Origin of the sequence: Psychromonas sp. (assembly GCF_047632955.1) — a bacterium.
GTDB lineage: Bacteria > Pseudomonadota > Gammaproteobacteria > Enterobacterales > Psychromonadaceae > Psychromonas.
The window spans coordinates 185074-203906 of record NZ_JBLIED010000001.1; the positions used below are offsets into that span (position 1 = coordinate 185074).

Annotated in this window: 13 protein-coding genes and 1 tRNA gene; 10 read left to right on the forward strand and 4 right to left on the reverse strand. The window is 39.9% G+C overall.

The genetic code is table 11. The features are described 5' to 3' along the window. Nucleotides 1-72 precede the first annotated feature (72 nt). The gene (gene gap, locus ACJAZP_RS00790) at nt 73-1065 is read right to left on the reverse strand and encodes a type I glyceraldehyde-3-phosphate dehydrogenase (protein ID WP_415228823.1); all 993 of its coding nucleotides are present in this window, start codon (nt 1063-1065) and stop codon (nt 73-75) included. Between the two features lie 321 nt (nt 1066-1386). Further along, nucleotides 1387-2292, reverse strand: coding sequence for a D-hexose-6-phosphate mutarotase (locus ACJAZP_RS00795; protein WP_415228824.1), 906 nt, complete (start codon nt 2290-2292; stop codon nt 1387-1389). Nucleotides 2293-2588: 296 nt separating this feature from the next. On the opposite strand from ACJAZP_RS00795, the gene malQ reads away from it, so the two are divergent. The 4 genes from malQ to ACJAZP_RS00815 all read left to right on the forward strand — a co-directional run bounded on the left by malQ (nt 2589) and on the right by ACJAZP_RS00815 (nt 9665). Beyond that, entirely contained in the window at nt 2589-4787 is a 2199-nt protein-coding gene (gene malQ / locus ACJAZP_RS00800) for a 4-alpha-glucanotransferase (RefSeq protein WP_415228825.1), read from the forward strand. A gap of 35 nt (nt 4788-4822) precedes the next feature. Continuing rightward, on the forward strand, nt 4823-7126 hold the full coding sequence (glgB, locus tag ACJAZP_RS00805; RefSeq protein WP_415228826.1) for a 1,4-alpha-glucan branching protein GlgB: 2304 nt from the start codon (nt 4823-4825) through the stop codon (nt 7124-7126). Continuing rightward, complete coding sequence (glgX, locus tag ACJAZP_RS00810) at nt 7127-9235, forward strand: glycogen debranching protein GlgX (RefSeq protein WP_415228827.1); 2109 nt, start codon at nt 7127-7129, stop codon at nt 9233-9235. A gap of 148 nt (nt 9236-9383) precedes the next feature. Then, complete coding sequence (locus ACJAZP_RS00815; RefSeq protein ID WP_415228828.1) at nt 9384-9665, forward strand: YeaC family protein; 282 nt, start codon at nt 9384-9386, stop codon at nt 9663-9665. A 114-nt stretch (nt 9666-9779) separates the two neighbouring features. Here ACJAZP_RS00815 and pyk read toward each other — a convergent pair whose 3' ends face one another. Together pyk and ACJAZP_RS00825 are read right to left on the reverse strand one after the other, a co-directional pair. Next, complete coding sequence (pyk, locus tag ACJAZP_RS00820; protein ID WP_415228829.1) at nt 9780-11210, reverse strand: pyruvate kinase; 1431 nt, start codon at nt 11208-11210, stop codon at nt 9780-9782. A 72-nt stretch (nt 11211-11282) separates the two neighbouring features. Further along, complete coding sequence (locus ACJAZP_RS00825) at nt 11283-12137, reverse strand: MurR/RpiR family transcriptional regulator (protein WP_415228830.1); 855 nt, start codon at nt 12135-12137, stop codon at nt 11283-11285. 349 nt (nt 12138-12486) lie between these two features. On the opposite strand from ACJAZP_RS00825, the gene ACJAZP_RS00830 reads away from it, so the two are divergent. The 6 genes from ACJAZP_RS00830 (at nt 12487) to ACJAZP_RS00855 (ending at nt 18723) form a co-directional block, all read left to right on the forward strand. Continuing rightward, the gene (locus tag ACJAZP_RS00830; RefSeq protein WP_415228831.1) at nt 12487-13449 is read left to right on the forward strand and encodes a glucokinase; all 963 of its coding nucleotides are present in this window, start codon (nt 12487-12489) and stop codon (nt 13447-13449) included. A gap of 86 nt (nt 13450-13535) precedes the next feature. Next, nucleotides 13536-13623 (forward strand) — tRNA-Ser (locus tag ACJAZP_RS00835). 1737 nt (nt 13624-15360) lie between these two features. After that, a complete protein-coding gene (locus tag ACJAZP_RS00840) occupies nt 15361-15669 on the forward strand; it encodes an acyloxyacyl hydrolase (RefSeq protein ID WP_415228832.1) in 309 nt (102 codons plus the stop codon). A gap of 414 nt (nt 15670-16083) precedes the next feature. Further along, entirely contained in the window at nt 16084-16866 is a 783-nt protein-coding gene (locus ACJAZP_RS00845) for an ABC transporter permease (protein ID WP_415228833.1), read from the forward strand. Next, nucleotides 16863-17528, forward strand: a complete 666-nt coding sequence (locus ACJAZP_RS00850; protein ID WP_415228834.1) for an ABC transporter ATP-binding protein — start codon at nt 16863-16865, stop codon at nt 17526-17528. Before ACJAZP_RS00845 ends, ACJAZP_RS00850 begins: the two co-directional genes overlap by 4 nt. Further along, nucleotides 17518-18723, forward strand: coding sequence for a lipopolysaccharide biosynthesis protein (locus ACJAZP_RS00855; protein ID WP_415228835.1), 1206 nt, complete (start codon nt 17518-17520; stop codon nt 18721-18723). Before ACJAZP_RS00850 ends, ACJAZP_RS00855 begins: the two co-directional genes overlap by 11 nt. The last annotated feature ends 110 nt before the right edge of the window (nt 18724-18833 follow it).

Sequence of the window (18833 nt, forward strand, 5' to 3'; positions counted from 1 at the left end):
GTTATTAACAAATTTTGGGTACAAAAAAGCCCGTACAGAAGTACAGGCTTAAAGCATTAACTTAATAGCTTCTTATTTAGAGATAAGAGCAACTAGGTCAAGAACTTTGTTTGAGTAACCGATTTCGTTATCGTACCAAGATACTACTTTAACGAATTTGTCAGTTAGTGCAACACCAGCTTTAGCATCAAAGATTGAAGTAAGTGTTTCACCATTAAAGTCAGTTGAAACAACAGCATCTTCAGTGTAACCAAGAACGCCAGCCATTTCGCCTTCAGAAGCTGCTTTCATTGCTGCACAAATTTCTTCATATGTAGCAGCAGTTTTTAGGTTAACAGTTAAGTCAACAACAGAAACGTTAGCAGTTGGGACGCGGAAAGCCATACCAGTTAGAAGACCGTTAAGTTCAGGAAGAACTTTACCTACTGCTTTAGCAGCACCAGTTGAAGATGGGATGATGTTTTGAGAAGCACCACGACCACCGCGCCAATCTTTCATAGAAGGACCGTCAACAGTTTTTTGAGTTGCAGTAGTTGCATGAACTGTAGTCATTAGACCAGATTCAATACCGAAGTTATCGTTAAGAACTTTAGCGATAGGTGCTAGACAGTTAGTAGTACAAGAAGCGTTAGAAACGATATCTTGACCAGCATATTTAGAGAAGTTCACGCCATTAACGAACATTGGAACGTCGCCAGAAGGGCCAGTAAGAACAACTTTCTTAGCGCCAGCTGTGATGTGTTTACGAGCTGTTTCGTCAGTTAGGAAGAAACCAGTTGCTTCAGCAACGACTTCAACGCCAGCTTCGTTCCATTTTAGATCTGCAGGGTTACGCTCAGCAGTAACACGGATTGTAGTACCGTTAACAATTAGGTTACCGTCTTTAACTTCAACAGTACCGTTGAAACGACCATGTGTTGAGTCATATTTAAGCATGTAAGCCATGTATTCAACATCGATCAAGTCATTGATTGCAACAACTTCAACATCAGCACGTTCACATGCTGCACGGAATACGAAACGGCCGATACGACCGAAGCCGTTAATACCTACTTTAATTGTCATTTTTATAGATCCTTTTGGATGGTTTGATTTTAAAAACTGTGGTTATTATAGGTGCCACTGACACCGGAAACTTGATGTTAGTCAAGTAAATTGCCTTGAATGATAAGTTTTGAATAAAAAAGAGTAAATAATATCTTTTTTGTATCAATGTACTTATAAAAAAATCATTTTCAATTAAATAACGCTGCCATTTTAATAGCTAACACACAGAAAAGAAAGCTAAACAGATATTTAACCAGAATTTATGGTACCACATCTGCTATCTGCTTGTGAATATGCTGTTATGTGCACATCTAAAAACGCAGAGGTGCACAAACGTCTTTACTCTGTAATGGAGCTTATTGTGGTCGTCAGGCTGTGCGAATGACCCGGTTGAACAGCCACCCCGGTTTTGCTGGTAATCGCAGATTCAATACAGAACATGGTTTGGTAACCATTATCGGGCATATCGGCAAAAGCTTTTGCGCCCGCTACCCAGGGAGTCCATAAAACTTCAGAGTCATTACCTGAGTTTTCTATAATGAGTTGGCGGTTGAACTGTCTATCTGACAATGTAACCGACGAGGGAGCTTTTTTATAGATTGCATCAATAGGGCCGGTAATTTGTAATGTGCTTTCACCGGACTTTGCCAGGCCATTATCGAGTGAATCGTTATAGTGGTTATTTAAACCAGAAACAGTGCAAGACTCCGGCGCGCTAATATTTAAATAAGTGTGTAAAGCACTCCGGTATGAGAAAGGAGTGTCACCGGTGTTTTTACTGATTAGTTCAAGTTTTATTTGATCGGTTAATGTTGCCTTTAACACTAATTCAAACTGGAAGGGCCATATTTTCCGTGTGGCAGCACTGTCTGTTAAACGCAGTTCAATCTCAACACCGTCGAGAGATTCATTATGTGCGGCAATCTCCCACTTGCTGGTGCGTGCAAAACCATGGCCGGGTAAATTTTCACCTAGCGATTTGTCAGCAGCTCCAAACCACGGCCAGCAAATAGGTACGCCGCCTCGGATTGCCTTTTGCTCATTAAAAAGGGCCGTTTTACTCAACCAAATAATAGGTGGCTGATCTTTTAATTGGAAATGCACAAGATGACCGCCATGAAGTGTAAAAGCGGCATCAAATTTTTTGTGTTCGATGGTTAAAAATTGATAACCAGCTGCATCTGCTTGAATGCTAACTGCATTTGATAACGTCTTGATTTTATCTAAAGAAATGTGACGAAGCATGAAAAAATCCTATGTAATGAAATGTGCTAATGGGGTAATATAAGGCCTTTGATACTTGCTCATTTGAGCCATATGTTCAAAATGCCAAATCGATATGTGTACGTCGTAGTAATAATTTGTTCAGTAGATCTATTGGTATTACTTGTACACTAAATCATAAAATGTTTAGCTATTCTAGTGATGGATATTAAATCTTTTATTTTAAACTGCTATTTAGTTTTTAGCAGATAGGGTGTGAGAAATGCTTAATAATACCGATAGGTTGAATTTTTAGATAAAAATAAAATAGGTGTCATATGACCAACTCAGCTTTAAATATGTTTATGGAATTAAAAGGAATTGAGCCCAATTTTATTGATGCCTGGGGGAAACCGGCTAAAGTTTCCGACGAAAAGATTAGAAATATTATCCACAAAATGGGCTATGATGCCAATAATGATGATTCATTAACTGCGCATTACCTCGAACAGGAAAATCAACATTGGTTATCTTTATTACCGCCTGTTTCTGTTTATCAAAAACACCATAGCTACATACTGGATGTCTGTTTACCGATTGATTTTGTAACCGATGATTTAGTTTATAAAATCACCACTGAAGATAAATGTGAAATCACCCAAACTCTATCTGCCATAAAATTTCCATTAATCGCGATTAAAGAAATTTCAGATGTGGAATTTCAATGTTATCAGATCCCGCTGACCGTAGAATTACCTTTTGGTTATCACTCCTTATCACTTTATGAGCAGGGTAATGATGAAGCACTGGCAACAATGCCTTTGATTATTACGCCCGAACGTTGTTATACACCGAAGGCGATGCTTCAGGGGAAAAAAGTTTGGGGCGCCAGTGTCCAGCTTTATTGTATTAAAAGTGAGGTTAACTGGGGTATTGGTGATTTTGGTGATTTAAAAATTCTGTTAAAAAATACAGCCGAAAATGGTGGCGATTTTATCGGCCTAAACCCTATTCATGCTCTATCACCTTCCCAACCTAAGCAGCCAAGCCCCTATAGTCCCTCTTCAAGAAAATGGCTCAATATTTTATACACAGACCTTACTGCGGTCGATGAACTCAAACGTAATAACGCCTTAAAAACAAAAATAGAAAGTCATGAATTTCAGAATCAGTTAACAACTTTGCGTGAGACTGATTGGGTTGATTACGAAAAAGTGACCGCACTTAAATTGGAAATATTAAAAGAATTATTTGCCACGCTTAATGATGACAGTGCAGCAAGTAAAAAACGCCTAGCAAGTTTACAACATTATGTTGAGCAAAAAGGCGATTCGTTACTGCAGCAGGCAAGTTACGATGCTCTGCAGTTTAAATTTCTTGCTGAAAATCCTGATTCATGGGGATGGCCGTCATGGCCTGAAGACTTTCAGTCCTTTCAAAGTGACGGATCACAGGCATGGATAAAAGAAAATAAGGATGAGGTGTTATTTTGGTGCTATTGCCAGTGGATTGCTGAGCTGCAGCTGGAAGAAGCGCATCAATTAGCTCAATCTCTGGGAATGACCTTGGGTATTTACAGGGATCTTGCCGTTGGTGTAGGTAAAAGCAGCTCTGAGATTTGGGCGAACCACGCTCTATATTGTGAAAATATCAGTATTGGTGCTCCGCCGGATGTGCTTGGTCCGCTCGGACAAAGTTGGGGGTTACCGCCGATAGCACCGGATCAAATGATCAAAGCGGGTTACCGGCCATTTATCGATCTGCTGCAGTCTAATATGAGCCATTGTGGTGCACTGCGTATTGATCACGTGATGGCCTTATTACGACTTTGGTGGGTACCGGAAAATTGTTCCGCTGATAAAGGTACATACATTTATTATGCGGTAAATGACATGCTTAATTTATTGGCACTGGAGAGTGTTCGTAACGAGTGTCTTGTTATTGGCGAAGATCTGGGCACTGTACCTGAAGGGATGGATGTTTTATTAAAGGATGCCGGTGTGTATTCCTATAAAGTATTTTTCTTCGAAGTCGCCGCAGATGGGGGTTATACATCACCTTCCCATTACAGTAAGCAAGCAATGGCAACGCTGGCGACCCATGATATGCCAACCATCAAAGGTTTCTGGAATTGTGAGGATCTCTACCTTGGTAGAGAGTTGGGCCTGTACCCGGATACCACCGTTTATCAACAGCTAATCGAAGATCGTGTGCGCTGCAAACAGCAAATATTAGACAGTTTGCATGGGCATCATCGTTTACCAGATGATTTTTCTCGCGATGCTAATACTGCAGCGATGGATAAAACCTTAAACTTTGCGTTGCAAACTCATTTGGCTACCGGTAGTTCTGCATTATTGAGTCTGCAACTGGAGGATTTTTTAGAAATGGATCAACCGGTTAACGTACCCGGGACTTTTGACGAATATAAGAATTGGCAGCGTAAACTGTCAAAAAATATCGAACAGATATTTACCGATCAAGACATAAATAGATTATTCAAAAAATTATCACAGGCACGTAACGATCAAATGTAATCGAAATTTATCATTAACAATTAGGCTCTGAAATTATGAATAAAACAGTAAATAAAGCCGCTAAGCCGGCAAAAAAAGTAGCTAAAAAAGCAGCGGTTAAGGTTGCGAAAAAAAATGAACCTGCGCATAACGTCCAGGCGTCTTTAATTTCATTGTTGAATGAAGCAAAATTACCTAATCCTTTTGAGCAGTTGGGTTTACTTGAAAACCCTACAGGCAAGGGTTTTATTATCCGCGCCTGGTTACCCGATGCCCAAAAAGTAGAGCTCTATGCTTTATCTGAAGAAAAGCCGTTAACTGAACTGAAGTTAATCGATGCCGCCGGTTTATTTGAAATTGAATTGCCGGAATTGACTGAAAAATTCACTTATGAATTTAAAGCTATTTATGACGATGCAGAGCATCGTTTTGTCGATCCTTATCAATTCCATGATATCGCTTTTGATGGTTTATCTACTCTGCATGAAGCTCCGCAAAATGTTTATAAAACATTAGGCGCACAACTTAAAACAAATTATGTGGGCGACGTTGCTATTTCCGGCGTCCGTTTTATTGTCTATGCTCCGAATGCCTCAAGTGTCAGCCTGATAACTCAATACAATCATTGGGATGGACGACGTCAACCAATGCAGCGCAGCTGGTGTGGACATTGGGTTATTTTCGTACCGGATTTAACAGCGGGCTGTGCTTATAAATTTGAACTTAAAGATGGATTAGGCAATCGTCTACCTCATAAAGCCGATCCTGTCGGTTTTCAAGCTGAGCTATATCCGTCGCATTCATCGGTTGTTGTTGACCATGATCTCTACCAATGGAACGACCAGGAGTGGTGTGCATCACAAACCGGAGACAAACGTTTTAGCGCAATGAGCATCTATGAAGTGCATTTAGGTTCATGGAAACGTAAGCACGAAAATGGTATTGACCGTATGCTTAGCTATCGTGAACTGGCTGCTGAACTTATCCCTTATCTGGTTGAATTGGGTTATACGCATCTTGAAGTCATGCCAATTTCTGAATTCCCGTTTGATGGTTCATGGGGTTATCAGCCCGTTGGTTTATTTGCAGCAACCAGCCGTTTTGGTGATGCTGATGATCTTAAATATTTTATTGACCAATGTCATCAGGCTGGTATTGCTGTCATTGTTGACTGGGTGCCTGCCCATTTCCCGGCGGATCCGCACGGTCTAGCAAGATTTGACGGAACACCTTTATATGAGTATGAAGATCCGCGTCGTGGTTGGCATCCGGATTGGAACTCATACATTTATGATTTCGGGCGTGATAATGTCCGTCAGTTTCTGGTTGCAAGTGCTTTAATTTGGCTTGATAAATTTCATGTCGATGGTTTGCGTGTTGATGCCGTGGCTTCAATGCTGCATTGGGACTATTCACGTGACGAAGGTGAGTGGGTACCTAATGTTGATGGCGGTAACCATAACTATGAAGCTATTAGCTTACTAAAATGGTTTAATGAAGAAGTATACGGTCAATATCCAAATGCAATGACCATCGCAGAAGAATCAACGGCCTTTGCGGGTGTGTCTAAACCTACTTTTGAAGGTGGTTTAGGGTTTGGTTTCAAATGGAATATGGGTTGGATGCACGATACGCTAAGCTACATGGAAACAGATCCTATGTATCGTAAATACCATCATCATGAAATGACCTTTGCGATGGTTTATCATTACAATGAACATTTTGTTTTACCTATTTCTCACGATGAAGTTGTGCACGGTAAAAGAAGTATGATTGATAAAATGCCGGGCGATGAATGGCAAGCTGCTGCCAACTTACGTGCTTATATGGGTTATATGTACGCTCATCCGGGCAAAAAATTAAACTTCATGGGCACTGAATTTGCTCAAACGAGTGAATGGAATCATAACAAAGAGTTAGATTGGTTTTTACTGGAATTTGATAAACATAAAGGTCAAAAGCTGCTGACCTGTGATCTCAATAAAGTGTATAAAAATAACACTGCATTCTATGAAGCAGATTACGATACCAAAGGGTTTGAATGGTTAGATCATTCCGATGGAGAAAAAAGTATCCTTGCTTTTGTAAGGAAAAACCTGGCTCAAGATAAGCAGGTGATCTGCCTGTCGAACTTTACCCCGTTACCCCGGGATGGTTACCGAGTGGCCGTTGATGAATTAGCTGATTATGAAGTTATTTTAAACACCGACAGTGAATATTACTGGGGTAGTAATTATGCAATGGGCGGTACAATGGGCGTCTTTGTTGCAGAAGAACAACCGTGGCAAGGTAAGGAATATTCAATTAAACTGAATTTACCACCTTTATCTACGGTGTATTTACAAAAAAAGGTGAAATAGTTGGAAGATAAATTATTAGAGTTGGATGAAAATAAACATCCCTTCTCTGCATCTCGCGGGCAGTTTCTGCCCCTTGGTGCGATTCTAGATGAAAAAGGCTGTCATTTTTCAGTGTACAGCTTAGGTGCTTACCGAGTTGACTTATGTCTATTTGATCAGCATGAAAAAGAAATTGCTAACTATCCCCTTGAAGTTAAACAAGGGTGTATGTGGAGCATTTATGTCGAACAGGTCAAAAAAGGACAGCTTTACGGTTATCGGGTACACGGTGATTACCAACCGGAAAACGGTCTTTTATTTAATCAGAATAATTTGTTGATTGACCCCTATGCAAAGGCGTTAAATCGCGTTCAGCATAACTTTGATCAGGCGCAGAGTGATAACGAGCACTCACAGGTTGCTAAGTCAGTCGTTATTGATGATAGTTTTGATTGGAAAAATGTCACTAAACCCAGTATCGCTGAGCATGATCGCATCCTTTATGAAGTGCATGTAAAGAGCTTTAGCCAACTTAATAAAAAGATGCCTTTGGAAAAACGTGGTAAATATCTTGGTTTATCACATCCTGAAAGTATTAAACATTATAAGCAGTTGGGCATTACCAGTCTGCAGATAATGCCAGTGTTTAGCTTTGTCAGTGAATTAAGACTTAAAGGTCTTGGTTTGACCAATTATTGGGGATATAACCCCATTAATTTCTTTGCGCCCGAAAATCGTTACGCGCAATTTGATGCTGTTAATGAATTTAAAACCATGGTGCGCGAACTTCACGCTGAAGGGATAGAGGTCATTTTAGATGTGGTTTATAACCATACCGCAGAAGCTGGAAATAATGGTCTGATCCTGAGTTTGAAAGGTTTTGATAATCGCAATTATTATACCTTTGAAAAAGAAGTTGATAACTTCCATTTTAATTATTCAAACTACAGTAACCATTCCGGCTGTGGTAACACCATAAACCTTGATTACCCCTGGTCATTAAAGTTAATGCTCGACTCTTTGCGTTATTGGGTGACAGAAATGCAAGTTGATGGTTTCCGTTTTGACCTGGCAGTCACCCTTGCCCGCGAAGCAAATGGTTTTAATACTCACAGTGCATTTTTTAAAGCACTGCTGCAGGATCCTGTTTTAAGTCGTGTTAAGTTGATCGCCGAGCCTTGGGATATTGGGCCTGGTGGATATCGTTTAGGCGGATTTCCCAGTGATTGGTTGGAATGTAATGACCGTTACCGCGATACCTTACGTTCTTTCTGGCGCGGAGATACAGGCAACGTAGGCGATATTGCAACACGATTATTAGGTTCTCGTGACGTATTTGCTAAGAGTTACCGTTCTATTTCCACTAGTGTCAATTACATTTGCTATCACGATGGTTTTACATTAACCGATCTTGTCTCCTATGATCGCAGGCACAATGAGGCTAATGGTGAAAATAGTCGCGATGGTCATGGGCATAACTTGTCTGCCAATTATGGTGCTGAAGGTCAAACTGAAAATGTTAAAATTAATCAAATACGCCAACAGCAAAAACGTAATTTAATTACCAGTTTATTTCTTTCTCAGGGCACGCCCCATTTTTTATCGGGTGATGAAATGGGTCATACTCAAACCGGTAACAATAATGCCTATTGTCAGGATAATATTCTAACTTGGTTAAGCTGGAATTTGACTGAGGCTGATAAACAATTATTTTCTTTTACCAGTGAGGTAATCAAACTGCGTAAAGAATCCCGGTTATTTGGCAGCCTTTCACTCAGTGACGATTGTATCGGCCGTTGTGAAAATTCGGATCTTGTCAAGTGGTATCATCCTAGTGGTGATCTGATGGAAGACACCGACTGGCACGCTAGTAATTCACAAGCGATAGCGGTTGAATTGCGCGAGGCAGAACAATCCGGTGAGCGTTGGTTTTTAATATTAAACTCATCCAGTTATGAAATTGCCTGCAAATTACCGGCCTTAGAGGTTGGTTTAGCTTGGAAAATGAAAATTAATACGATTTGTGCGTCGGGTGACTTAACTGATGAACAGACTAATATTACAAAAGTAGTTCAAGTTAGTTGCAGATCGGTTATTTTGTTAAAATGTGTACGTCATTTAACTTCATGATCCATCATAAATAGCAGCGAATAATTTATGGTAAAAGCAACTTAATTTAAAGCCCTGCCATCTTCTTTGTTAGGGCTTTTTTATGGAATATTATTTTGATTTTTGGTATCACTGTATAGAGCTTAAATTTCAGAAATGAGGATCCAGTATGACAGAGATGACGGATTATGCGAAGAGCATATCACCCGAAGTATACAAGCAAATCAAGCAGGCTGTTGAAACGGGTAAATGGGTAAACGGCGATCAATTAACAGAGCAGCAAAAAGCGCATTCGCTACAACTGGTGATGGTCTATCAAAGCCAGTTTAATGATAAGCCCGACCACTTTACGATCGCCAAAGGCGGTACCATTCATATGGAAAGTAAGAAGGTATTACAGTCGCAGTTTTCCGACGACTCTTCATCCGATGTGCATAAAATAAAGTTATAAATATGCTAGCCCGGTGAACATTTAAAAAAACTGGCGTGATACATTTTAATAATGATAAAAAAAAGCTTCTCAATGAGAAGCTTTTTTATTTTTAGCGTTCAAATCCAGATTGATTTAAACGGTAACGATTTTACAAGTATTGGTTGAGCCTGCAAAATGATTTTCACCGTGGGTGATTATGATCAGATCGCCCTCGTGCAGGTAACCTGCAGCTTTTAATGTATTTACCGCGTCGCGTGTAAATACCAGATTATTGTCGGAGTTTGAGTTAAACTTGATAGGTGTTACACCACGGTACAAGGCACAATAACTTAATGTTTGCGGGTTACTTGAAAGTGCAAATATAGGCAAACCAGAACTTAGGCGTGACATTAATAAAGCGGTGGTACCTGTCGCCGTTAGGGCGACAATCGCTTTAATACCATCGGTATGATTAGCTGCAAACATTGCGGTCATCGCTAATGCCTCAGTAGGGTCATCAAAGGTTAATTCCATGCGGTTTTTGGAAATATTAATGCTTGGGTGTTTTTCGGCGCCAAGACAAACTTCACTCATTGCTTTTACTGTTTCTACCGGGTAATCCCCTGCAGCTGTTTCGCCCGACAACATAACCGCATCGGTGCCATCTAATACTGCATTAGCCACGTCCATAACCTCGGCACGTGTTGGCATAGGGGCACTGACCATTGACTCCATCATTTGTGTTGCTGTGATAACAACACGGTTTAAACGACGTGCCGTACGGATCATGTTCTTCTGCACACCGACTAAACGTGCATCACCAATTTCTACTCCGAGGTCACCACGGGCAACCATGACTACGTCGGAAGCAAGGATAATCTCTTCTAATGCTTCTTGGGTTTCAACGGCCTCTGCACGTTCTACTTTGGCGACTATTTTCGCGTAACAACCTGCTTCTTTTGCTAAACGACGCGCATAATGAAGATCTGCACCATTACGAGGAAAAGAAACCGCTAAGTAATCACACTTAATTTCAGCCGCCGTAATAATGTCTTTTTTATCTTTAGGGGTTAACGCTGCAGCCGATAAACCTCCGCCTTTTTTGTTAATCCCTTTATTGTTGGACAAAGGTCCGCCAATGGTTACAACGGTATTTACTTTATTGCCAACCACACTTTCAACCTGCAGTTGCACACGACCATCGTCAAGCAATAACAGATCACCCGCTGCGACTTCCTGAGGCAGTGTTTTGTAATCAAGGCCAACCGCCTGTTGATCTCCTTGACCTTTTTCAATATCACTGTCCAGAGTGAATTTATCACCGACAGTTAATGTGATTTTATTATTCTTAAAAGTAGAAACACGGATTTTAGGCCCCTGTAAATCGCCCATAATGGCAACTTCTCTACCTAAACGGGCAGCTATTTCTCGCACTTCATTAGCACGTCTTACATGGTCAATGGCCTCGCCATGTGAAAAATTCATGCGCACCATATTGGCTCCGGCGGCAATGATTTTTTCCAAATTATTATCACGATCCGTAGCGGGACCTAAGGTTGTAACAATTTTTGTACGTCTTAACATAATCTACTCCTGTGATTAAAATTATTTTTCTGTATTAGGTTTTTAATATATTAAAAGTATAAATGACGGGCATTAATTTAAATTTATTTTGTCAAAGCGGGATTCTTTAATCCCCTCTTTGATGCGCTTCAAATGCTCAATAAATTCCGGACCTCGGCGTAACGTGAAACCTGTTGCTAAAACATCAATAACGACCATTTGCACAATACGGGATGCCATGGGCATATAAATATCAGTATCTTCCGGTACCGAAGCTGAGAGAACCAGATTACTTTTTTCAGCAAGTGGTGAGTGGTTTGGGGTTAATGCAATAACAAAGGCATCGTTTTCACGGGCGAGTTGAGCGACTTCCACCAGTGCTTTGGTTCGGCCTGTATGCGATATTAAAACAATGACATCGCCTTTACTACTGTTGATGCAACTCATTTTCTGCATGACAATATCGTCAAAACAGGAAACTGGAATATTAAAGCGGATAAATTTATTTAAAGCATCATGAGCCACTGCAGAGGAGGCACCCAAGCCAAAGAATGCAATTTTATTGGCTTGGGTTAATACCTCAACGGCACGCTTAATTGCGGCGGTATCGAGCATGTTTTTAGCCGAATCCAAACAAGCTATGGTTGATTCAAATATTTTTGCATTATAGGCTTCCGGGCCGTCATCCTCGTCAACATTTCGATTCACATAGGGAGTACCGATTGCCAGACTTTGTGCAAGCAGCAGTTTAAAGTCAGGAAAACCCTTAGTATCAAGGCGTCTGCAAAAACGATTAACCGTTGGCTCACTGACCTCTGCCATTTTAGCGAGTGTCGCAATGCTAGAATGGATAGTCACCTGCGGGGATGCAATGATAACTTCTGCAACTTTTCTTTCTGATTTACTGAAACTACCCAGATTTTTTTGAATTAACGCTAAAGTTTTCATATTGTTCCACTAAGATAATTATTTTTAAGGTAGACTTAAAATAACTACGAGATTGACTATCTGGAAGATAGTTTAAGGACTTTTGATTAATATTTTATTAAGCTGGAGTTAGCATGCCCAATTGTAAATAAATGACATAAATCTCCGATAAATTTGCGTTTATTATAGATAATTTATCTTCTTATGTCATTTTATTACAAATCAAAGTTGATGAAGATCAAGTTTAAAGTAAGAGAATTTTAAAACATAAGCAGGCACTTATTAGTATCGATACTCAAGGCACTTAGATAAGCCCTAAACTGCAAGTGCTTTGCGTATCAATATTATTTATAATTTTAGGAGAAACAATATGTTAGCAGTTGTTGCTGATGTTGGTGGAACAAATATTCGACTTGCTGTCTGTGATTTAACCACGGGTAAACTCAGTGAGTTAAAAGAATTTCCCTGCGCGCAATTTTTAAGCTTAGATGCCGCACTGATAGCTTATTTTGCAACCTTACAGGATGAAGTAAAGCATCTGTGTATTGGTATCGCTTGTCCGGTAGAGGACGATCTTGTTGCGATGACCAATTTAAGCTGGCAATTTTCTAAGGTGGCTTTAAAAGCGCAATTGCAGCTTGATTCTCTCCACCTTATTAATGATTACACCGCTATTTCACTGGCCGTGCCGTTTATTGCCGATCAAGACAAAATCAAAATTGGCGGCGGGAAAGCTAAAAAGAATGGCGTCACAGCGGTTTTTGGTCCGGGCACCGGTTTAGGTGTTTCGCACATTATCAAAGTGGCTAATAAATGGATAAGTCTCGATGGAGAAGGAGGGCACGTTAGCTTTACCCCCAACACCCGCGAGCAAACGGAAATTTTATTGTTACTGCAGCAGCAGTTTGGTCATGTTTCTGCGGAGCGTATTTTATCGGGGCAAGGACTAGTTAATTTGTATAACAGTCTGTGCAGCTTAACGGGCAAGCAGGCTGTTTTTAGCGAACCCAAACAGATAACGAAAGCTGCGTTAGAGGGCAGTTGTGAAACGTCTCTTCAAAGCCTTAATATCTTCTGTCAGGTGATGGGAGGCTTTGCTGGCAACCTTGGCTTAAACCTTGCTTGTACTGGCGGAGTGTATATCGCAGGGGGAGTTGTACCGCGTTTTGTTGATTTCTTTAAAGCCAGTGAATTCAGAGATTTTTTTGAAGCCAAAGGGCGTTTCAAAGATTATCTTTCTGGAATACCCACCTATTTAATCACCCATGATAATCCAGGTTTATTGGGCGCAACGGTTTATTTACGCCAAGAACTTGAAACTATTACAAATTAATCTTACTTAAATTGTTATTAGAGGTTGATTTTAGAAGCAGAGTTCATTATCATGCGCTCCGCTTTAGTCAGACAATGAAGCAACCTGGTGACGTGTCCGAGTGGCTGAAGGAGCACGCCTGGAAAGCGTGTAAGGGGCAACCCTTCGAGAGTTCGAATCTCTCCGTCACCGCCATATTCAGTACCGACAAGGTACGAGGAAAACCCGAACCGCTTAATAATAAAGGCGTTTCGGGTTTTTTTATGTCCAAGGGGTTCGAGCGGGAACGCTTGCATCCTGTCAAAAAAGTAATACCAGTATCATATACACAAAGTTGGTATTACTTTTATGGCTATAAAACCCCTTGCACCAACACAAGTTCAACAGGCTAAACCTAACGACAAAGTACAGACGCTAGCGGATAGGGGAGGATAAAACTTAGAATCATACCAAACGCATAGCTCGTAGGGTGCATTCTATGCACCGATTTTCGCTGCCCGCGGTGCATAGAATGCACCCTACCAATAACACCATATCAAATGCATTAATAAAGTGATCAGATTTACTATTCAAAATCATACCGACGGCTTTGTGATCGTAAATTTAATGCTTTTGGTATTAGTCAAGCATATAACCATGCAACTTATATGAACCAACGCATCTGGATTTATGTTTTAAAATTACATTTTGATTTTAAAAAGTAGTACAGGAGTCTCCCAACACAATCCCTAATCCTCTGATTAAACCGTATTAAAGGCTCGTTTTCAATTTATGAAAGAGAATTAAACTCAATTGACGGACAATAAGCTAAAATTACATTTTTGATATTATTTTTTTATAAATTTCTATTATTGTTGTTTTAAAGTTATATTTTTGTTATCTTCCGAAATATAACTAAATGATAAATAAACATTTATAATTCACGTCTAGTAAAATATAAAATATAAAAATACAAAAGGAAGTGTATGACTGACTGTAAATATTGTGGGGAAGAATTACCAATTCTTAAAATCCGACGAACCTGGAAAGAAAAAAATATTACTTGCAGAAATAAAGCCAAATATAAATGTAATAAATGTAATAAAATTACACTTATAGTTGTAAGATAGAGTCGTATAGACTAATTGTTGATAGATAAACCTTCTGCGGATCAATATGTTGGAATAGGGAATCTTACTTTTACCTTCCTGAATAATAAAAAGAGCTGATAGTCATATAGTAAGTTATTATTATTTACGTTCAAGTCTAGAATGTATGTAATACAGGTGCTTTCTTGGTTCACAACGGCATTAAGCACCGTGCAAAGCTTCACATCAAATACATCTTCCCGTACTCCTCATTCAACTGATTTATCATTAGATTCAATTCAATCAGGCTGTTATTCAAAATATAATAATCTTTTTAATATCAAGTGGAAGTCTTGAATTTTCAGAAACCAGATGAGACCTACAGTGCGTGCTGATAAACTGTTTTATACAGAGTACATATTTTCTGAGAAGCAAAAAACGGTTATTAAGCTTGCTCTTTGTATAAATTATTTTGATGATTTACACAGAAAAATGCTGCCGTAACTCATCCTAATAACGACTGATTTTGTGACTTTAAAGTTAACCGCTTTGTGCTTATCTTATGTTGCCAAATTCCAGCTTCGTGCCTAATCTCTAACTTATTGTTTCTCTTATTGTGATCTCAATATCTGGAGTCCATATGCGTAGTCTGTTAACTGTGTCAGTAATTTTTTCTACTCTTATATTTTCCCCATTTATCTTCGCTTCTGAAATTGAAAATCAGTTTCGCTGTTTATATTCCCAGGCGACGACAAGGCAAAATGTCGATATTAAGATTGCAGAATGCAGTTATTTGCAATACGTTGCTGTAGGCCAACTAACTGACTCGCTTAAACTCTACCCCGTTTTAAATTTGGGTGCAGTTATGTCAAAGCGTGATTACGGTGTATTGCTGGGAGGGGGACTGGGTATCAATTACAGCTTCTATGAAAAGGTTAATCTATATTTTGAGGGCGGACCCTCTTGGCTAAGTGATGTTGAATATGGCAAGCGGGGAGAAGCATTAAAAGATTACGGTGGTCATTTAATGTTTTTTGCAAAATTAGGTCTGCAGTATAGCTTCTTAGCAAACTGGTCCGTTGGTTACTCTTTTTTGCATTTATCAAACGGTAACAGATACGAGGTAAATCCCGCCTTTAACGGCAACAGTGTCAGTATTGCATACCGTTTTTAAGCTTAATAATTATTCGAATAGTTCTTAAATAATCTGATTTATCGTAGTCGATAGTAGCAGGAGGGATTATCTCATCCAATATACATCCGTTAAGCATTCTTAGAACTCCAATGTTGAAAAAATCATTAACCTTTTACTTTGTTTCGGAAGTACAATTTCAGGTGAGTATTGGGTTGGCTATATTCTAAAATAGCTCAATCGGTTTTACTGATTGTTATATCTATTTGAATTTTTTATATTTTAATGATTTTTTTTAAGCCCTTAATTGTTGATCCCCATCACGGTTTAATTTACACTAACTGCCTTTATTTCAGCCGGATAATACAGGTTGATTATTGACAGGGATGATAAAATGGCTTTAAGGATATTTTTCATTTATACATTTTGCATTTTTAAATATATTAATGAGCCATTGTGATAAAAAACAGAACTTCTCTAACAATAATGCGCGATACCGTGCATGCCTTAATGATGCGAGAGATAAAAACACGCTTTGGCGCTAACCGCTTAGGCTATTTTTGGGCGATTGCCGAACCCATTGCCTCAGTTTCTGTCATGGCATTGATGTTCTCTCTAATGGGACGGCATAGTGTCGCAAATATTCCCGTTGCGCTATTTTTGTTAACGGGAATGCTGCCGTTTAAACTGTTTACTAAATTAATGACCCAGCTTACCTCTGCGGTCAATGCTAATAAAGCACTACTGGCTTATCGACAAGTCTCTGCGATCGACCCGGTGATCACCCGAATTATTATTGAACTCGCTACTTACCTTATCGTCTACTGCATTATTTTCAGCTTTTTAGCCTGGCTGGGATTTAAGGTTTTACCCGATGATCTGCTTAAAGTACTGGCGGCCAGTGTCTTAGTTGCCTTATTAGCGACAGGACTGGGGTTAATGCTTTGCACTGCGAACAGTTATTGGGAAGACGTAAATAAGTTAGTCGGCATAATCACTCTGCCAATGATGATTATTTCCGGTGTGATGTTTAGTGCCTCTATGATTCCACCTCAATATTGGTATTTAGTTGACTGGAATCCCATCTTTCATGCCACAGAATTAAGCCGTGATGCTTATTTCAGCAGCTATGTGACCCCCTTGGGCAGTTGGTTCTATCTCGGAACATGTGCGCTAGTGATTTTTAGCCTCGGATTAACCAGCTTTTATGTCAATCGACTGAGGTTTATTACCGCATGATCCATTTGGAAAATTTAAATAAATATTACACCACCAAAAAGGGACGTCACTATGTCTTTAAAGACGTCAATATCAGCCTGCCGACGGATTGTAATATTGCGGTGTTAGGCCCAAATGGAGTGGGTAAATCAACGCTGATCAGAATGATGGGCGGTGCCGATATGCCTAACCGCGGTCGCATCCATTCAAAAAAGAAGATCTCCTGGCCCTTAGGGCTGCAGGGAGGGCTACAGGGCTCTTTGAGCGCGCGTGAAAATGTGCGTTTTGTGGCGCGTATTCACGGTTATAAAAATACTAAACCCATTGAACAGCAGGTTGAAGACTTTGCTGAAATCGGCAAGTTTTTTGATGAGCCGGTAAAAAATTATTCCAGCGGCATGAGATCGCGTATTACTTTTGGTTTAACCATGGGCTTTGATTTTGATTTTGATGTGCTGTTAATAGATGAACTAGGCGCCGTGGGTGATGCGAATTTTAAAAAGAAAAGTGAAAAATTATTATTAGAAAAATATGAAAAAACCAAGTTAATTATGGTCAACCATTCCATGGGGGAACTCAAAAAGTTTTGCGATGCGGGACTGCTTATCCATCAGCAGAAATTAGTTTTTTTCGAAAATGTGAATGATGCAATACAGGAATATCAGGATATCTATGTCAGATAGTGATAACAAAAAAAAGACCGGATCATTGCGTAAAATGCAGAAATTAAAACGTGATCCTAAGTTATTTTTGGTTGATTCAAAAGCCTATATTCATGCGCGAAAAACCATCTATATGGCGAGAGCCAAAATAGGATCCTTTGCCGTGGTACTGCTGGCATCTTTATTAGTGGTGGTTTACTTCACTTTAATCGCCTCGCCGCGTTATGTCAGTCAGGTACAATTTGTTATTAAACAAGCATCCAGCAGTGGAGTACAAATAGGATCGCTGATGGCGTTGGGCGGTGCTTCCTCTTCTTCAACGCGGGATGCGCTGATTTTACAGGAATATATTTTATCGCAGGAGATGGCCCAGGAATTGGATAAGACCGTTGGACTGAAAGCGCATTATCAGCAGAAAAATTGGGATAGCTTAAGCCGTTTAAGTGCAAACAGCTCCCGGGAAGATTACGTTAAATACTATCAAGAACATATCAATGTGCGTTATGACGAAATATCGGAAATTTTACTGATAGAAGCACAAAGTTTTGATCCGCAATATTCGCTTTTAGTGGCGCAAACCCTGTTGACCATCAGTAAAGAATTCATTAATAGTCTGGGTGACGATATGGCGCAGCAGCATCTGGATTATGCCAAAAATGAAGTGCAGCGTGCTTATTCCGATTTGAAAAAGCAGCAAATTAATTTAATCAATTTTCAGGATAAAAACTCACTTTATAACCCGGAAATGCGCAGCGCGGCACTGTTTGCGGCGATCAGCAACATTGAAGCTTCGCTGATAGAAAAAAAGACCACGCTTAAATCGCTGCAGGCTTATCTGCGTGAGGATGCCGCCGAAATAAAAGCCCTGGGTTATCAGATAACCGCCCTGGAAGCGCAGTTAAAAGAGGAAAAATCCCGACTGACTAGTCAGGATCAAGAGTCGCTTAATAAAGTTAATTTTGATTTTAAAGAATTAGAGCTTAATGCCGTTTTTGCTAAAGATTTATATAAATCAGCGCTGGCAAGTTTAGAAATGACCCGTGCCGAAGCCTTTAAAAATCTTAAATACCTGCTGGTTGTTGTCCATCCCAGATTAGCCGAAGATCAGAAATATCCAGAGCGCCTGTACAGTATTTTTACCTGGTTTGTGGCTATCACCCTTATTTATCTGGTGGGACAGTTAGTACTGTCAATTATTAAAGAGCATCAGGAATAGGGGCCGCTGACGGTCGTCGGCTGTCTGTCGTCGGTTGTGAGCTGTCGGCTGTCAGTCGTCGGCTTTCTGCTTCGAGTTTCGAGTTGCGAATTAGGGGCTTCGGGTTTCGT

Coding starts and splice junctions, on each gene's coding strand:
- ACJAZP_RS00825 (WP_415228830.1), bottom strand. CDS start 12,137: ATGAAAACTTTAGCGTTAATTCAAAAAAATCTGGGTAGTTTCAGTAAA.
- gap (WP_415228823.1), bottom strand. CDS start 1,065: ATGACAATTAAAGTAGGTATTAACGGCTTCGGTCGTATCGGCCGTTTC.
- ACJAZP_RS00830 (WP_415228831.1), top strand. CDS start 12,487: ATGTTAGCAGTTGTTGCTGATGTTGGTGGAACAAATATTCGACTTGCT.
- malQ (WP_415228825.1), top strand. CDS start 2,589: ATGACCAACTCAGCTTTAAATATGTTTATGGAATTAAAAGGAATTGAG.
- ACJAZP_RS00815 (WP_415228828.1), top strand. CDS start 9,384: ATGACAGAGATGACGGATTATGCGAAGAGCATATCACCCGAAGTATAC.
- ACJAZP_RS00795 (WP_415228824.1), bottom strand. CDS start 2,292: ATGCTTCGTCACATTTCTTTAGATAAAATCAAGACGTTATCAAATGCA.
- pyk (WP_415228829.1), bottom strand. CDS start 11,210: ATGTTAAGACGTACAAAAATTGTTACAACCTTAGGTCCCGCTACGGAT.
- glgB (WP_415228826.1), top strand. CDS start 4,823: ATGAATAAAACAGTAAATAAAGCCGCTAAGCCGGCAAAAAAAGTAGCT.
- ACJAZP_RS00840 (WP_415228832.1), top strand. CDS start 15,361: ATGTCAAAGCGTGATTACGGTGTATTGCTGGGAGGGGGACTGGGTATC.
- ACJAZP_RS00850 (WP_415228834.1), top strand. CDS start 16,863: ATGATCCATTTGGAAAATTTAAATAAATATTACACCACCAAAAAGGGA.
- ACJAZP_RS00855 (WP_415228835.1), top strand. CDS start 17,518: ATGTCAGATAGTGATAACAAAAAAAAGACCGGATCATTGCGTAAAATG.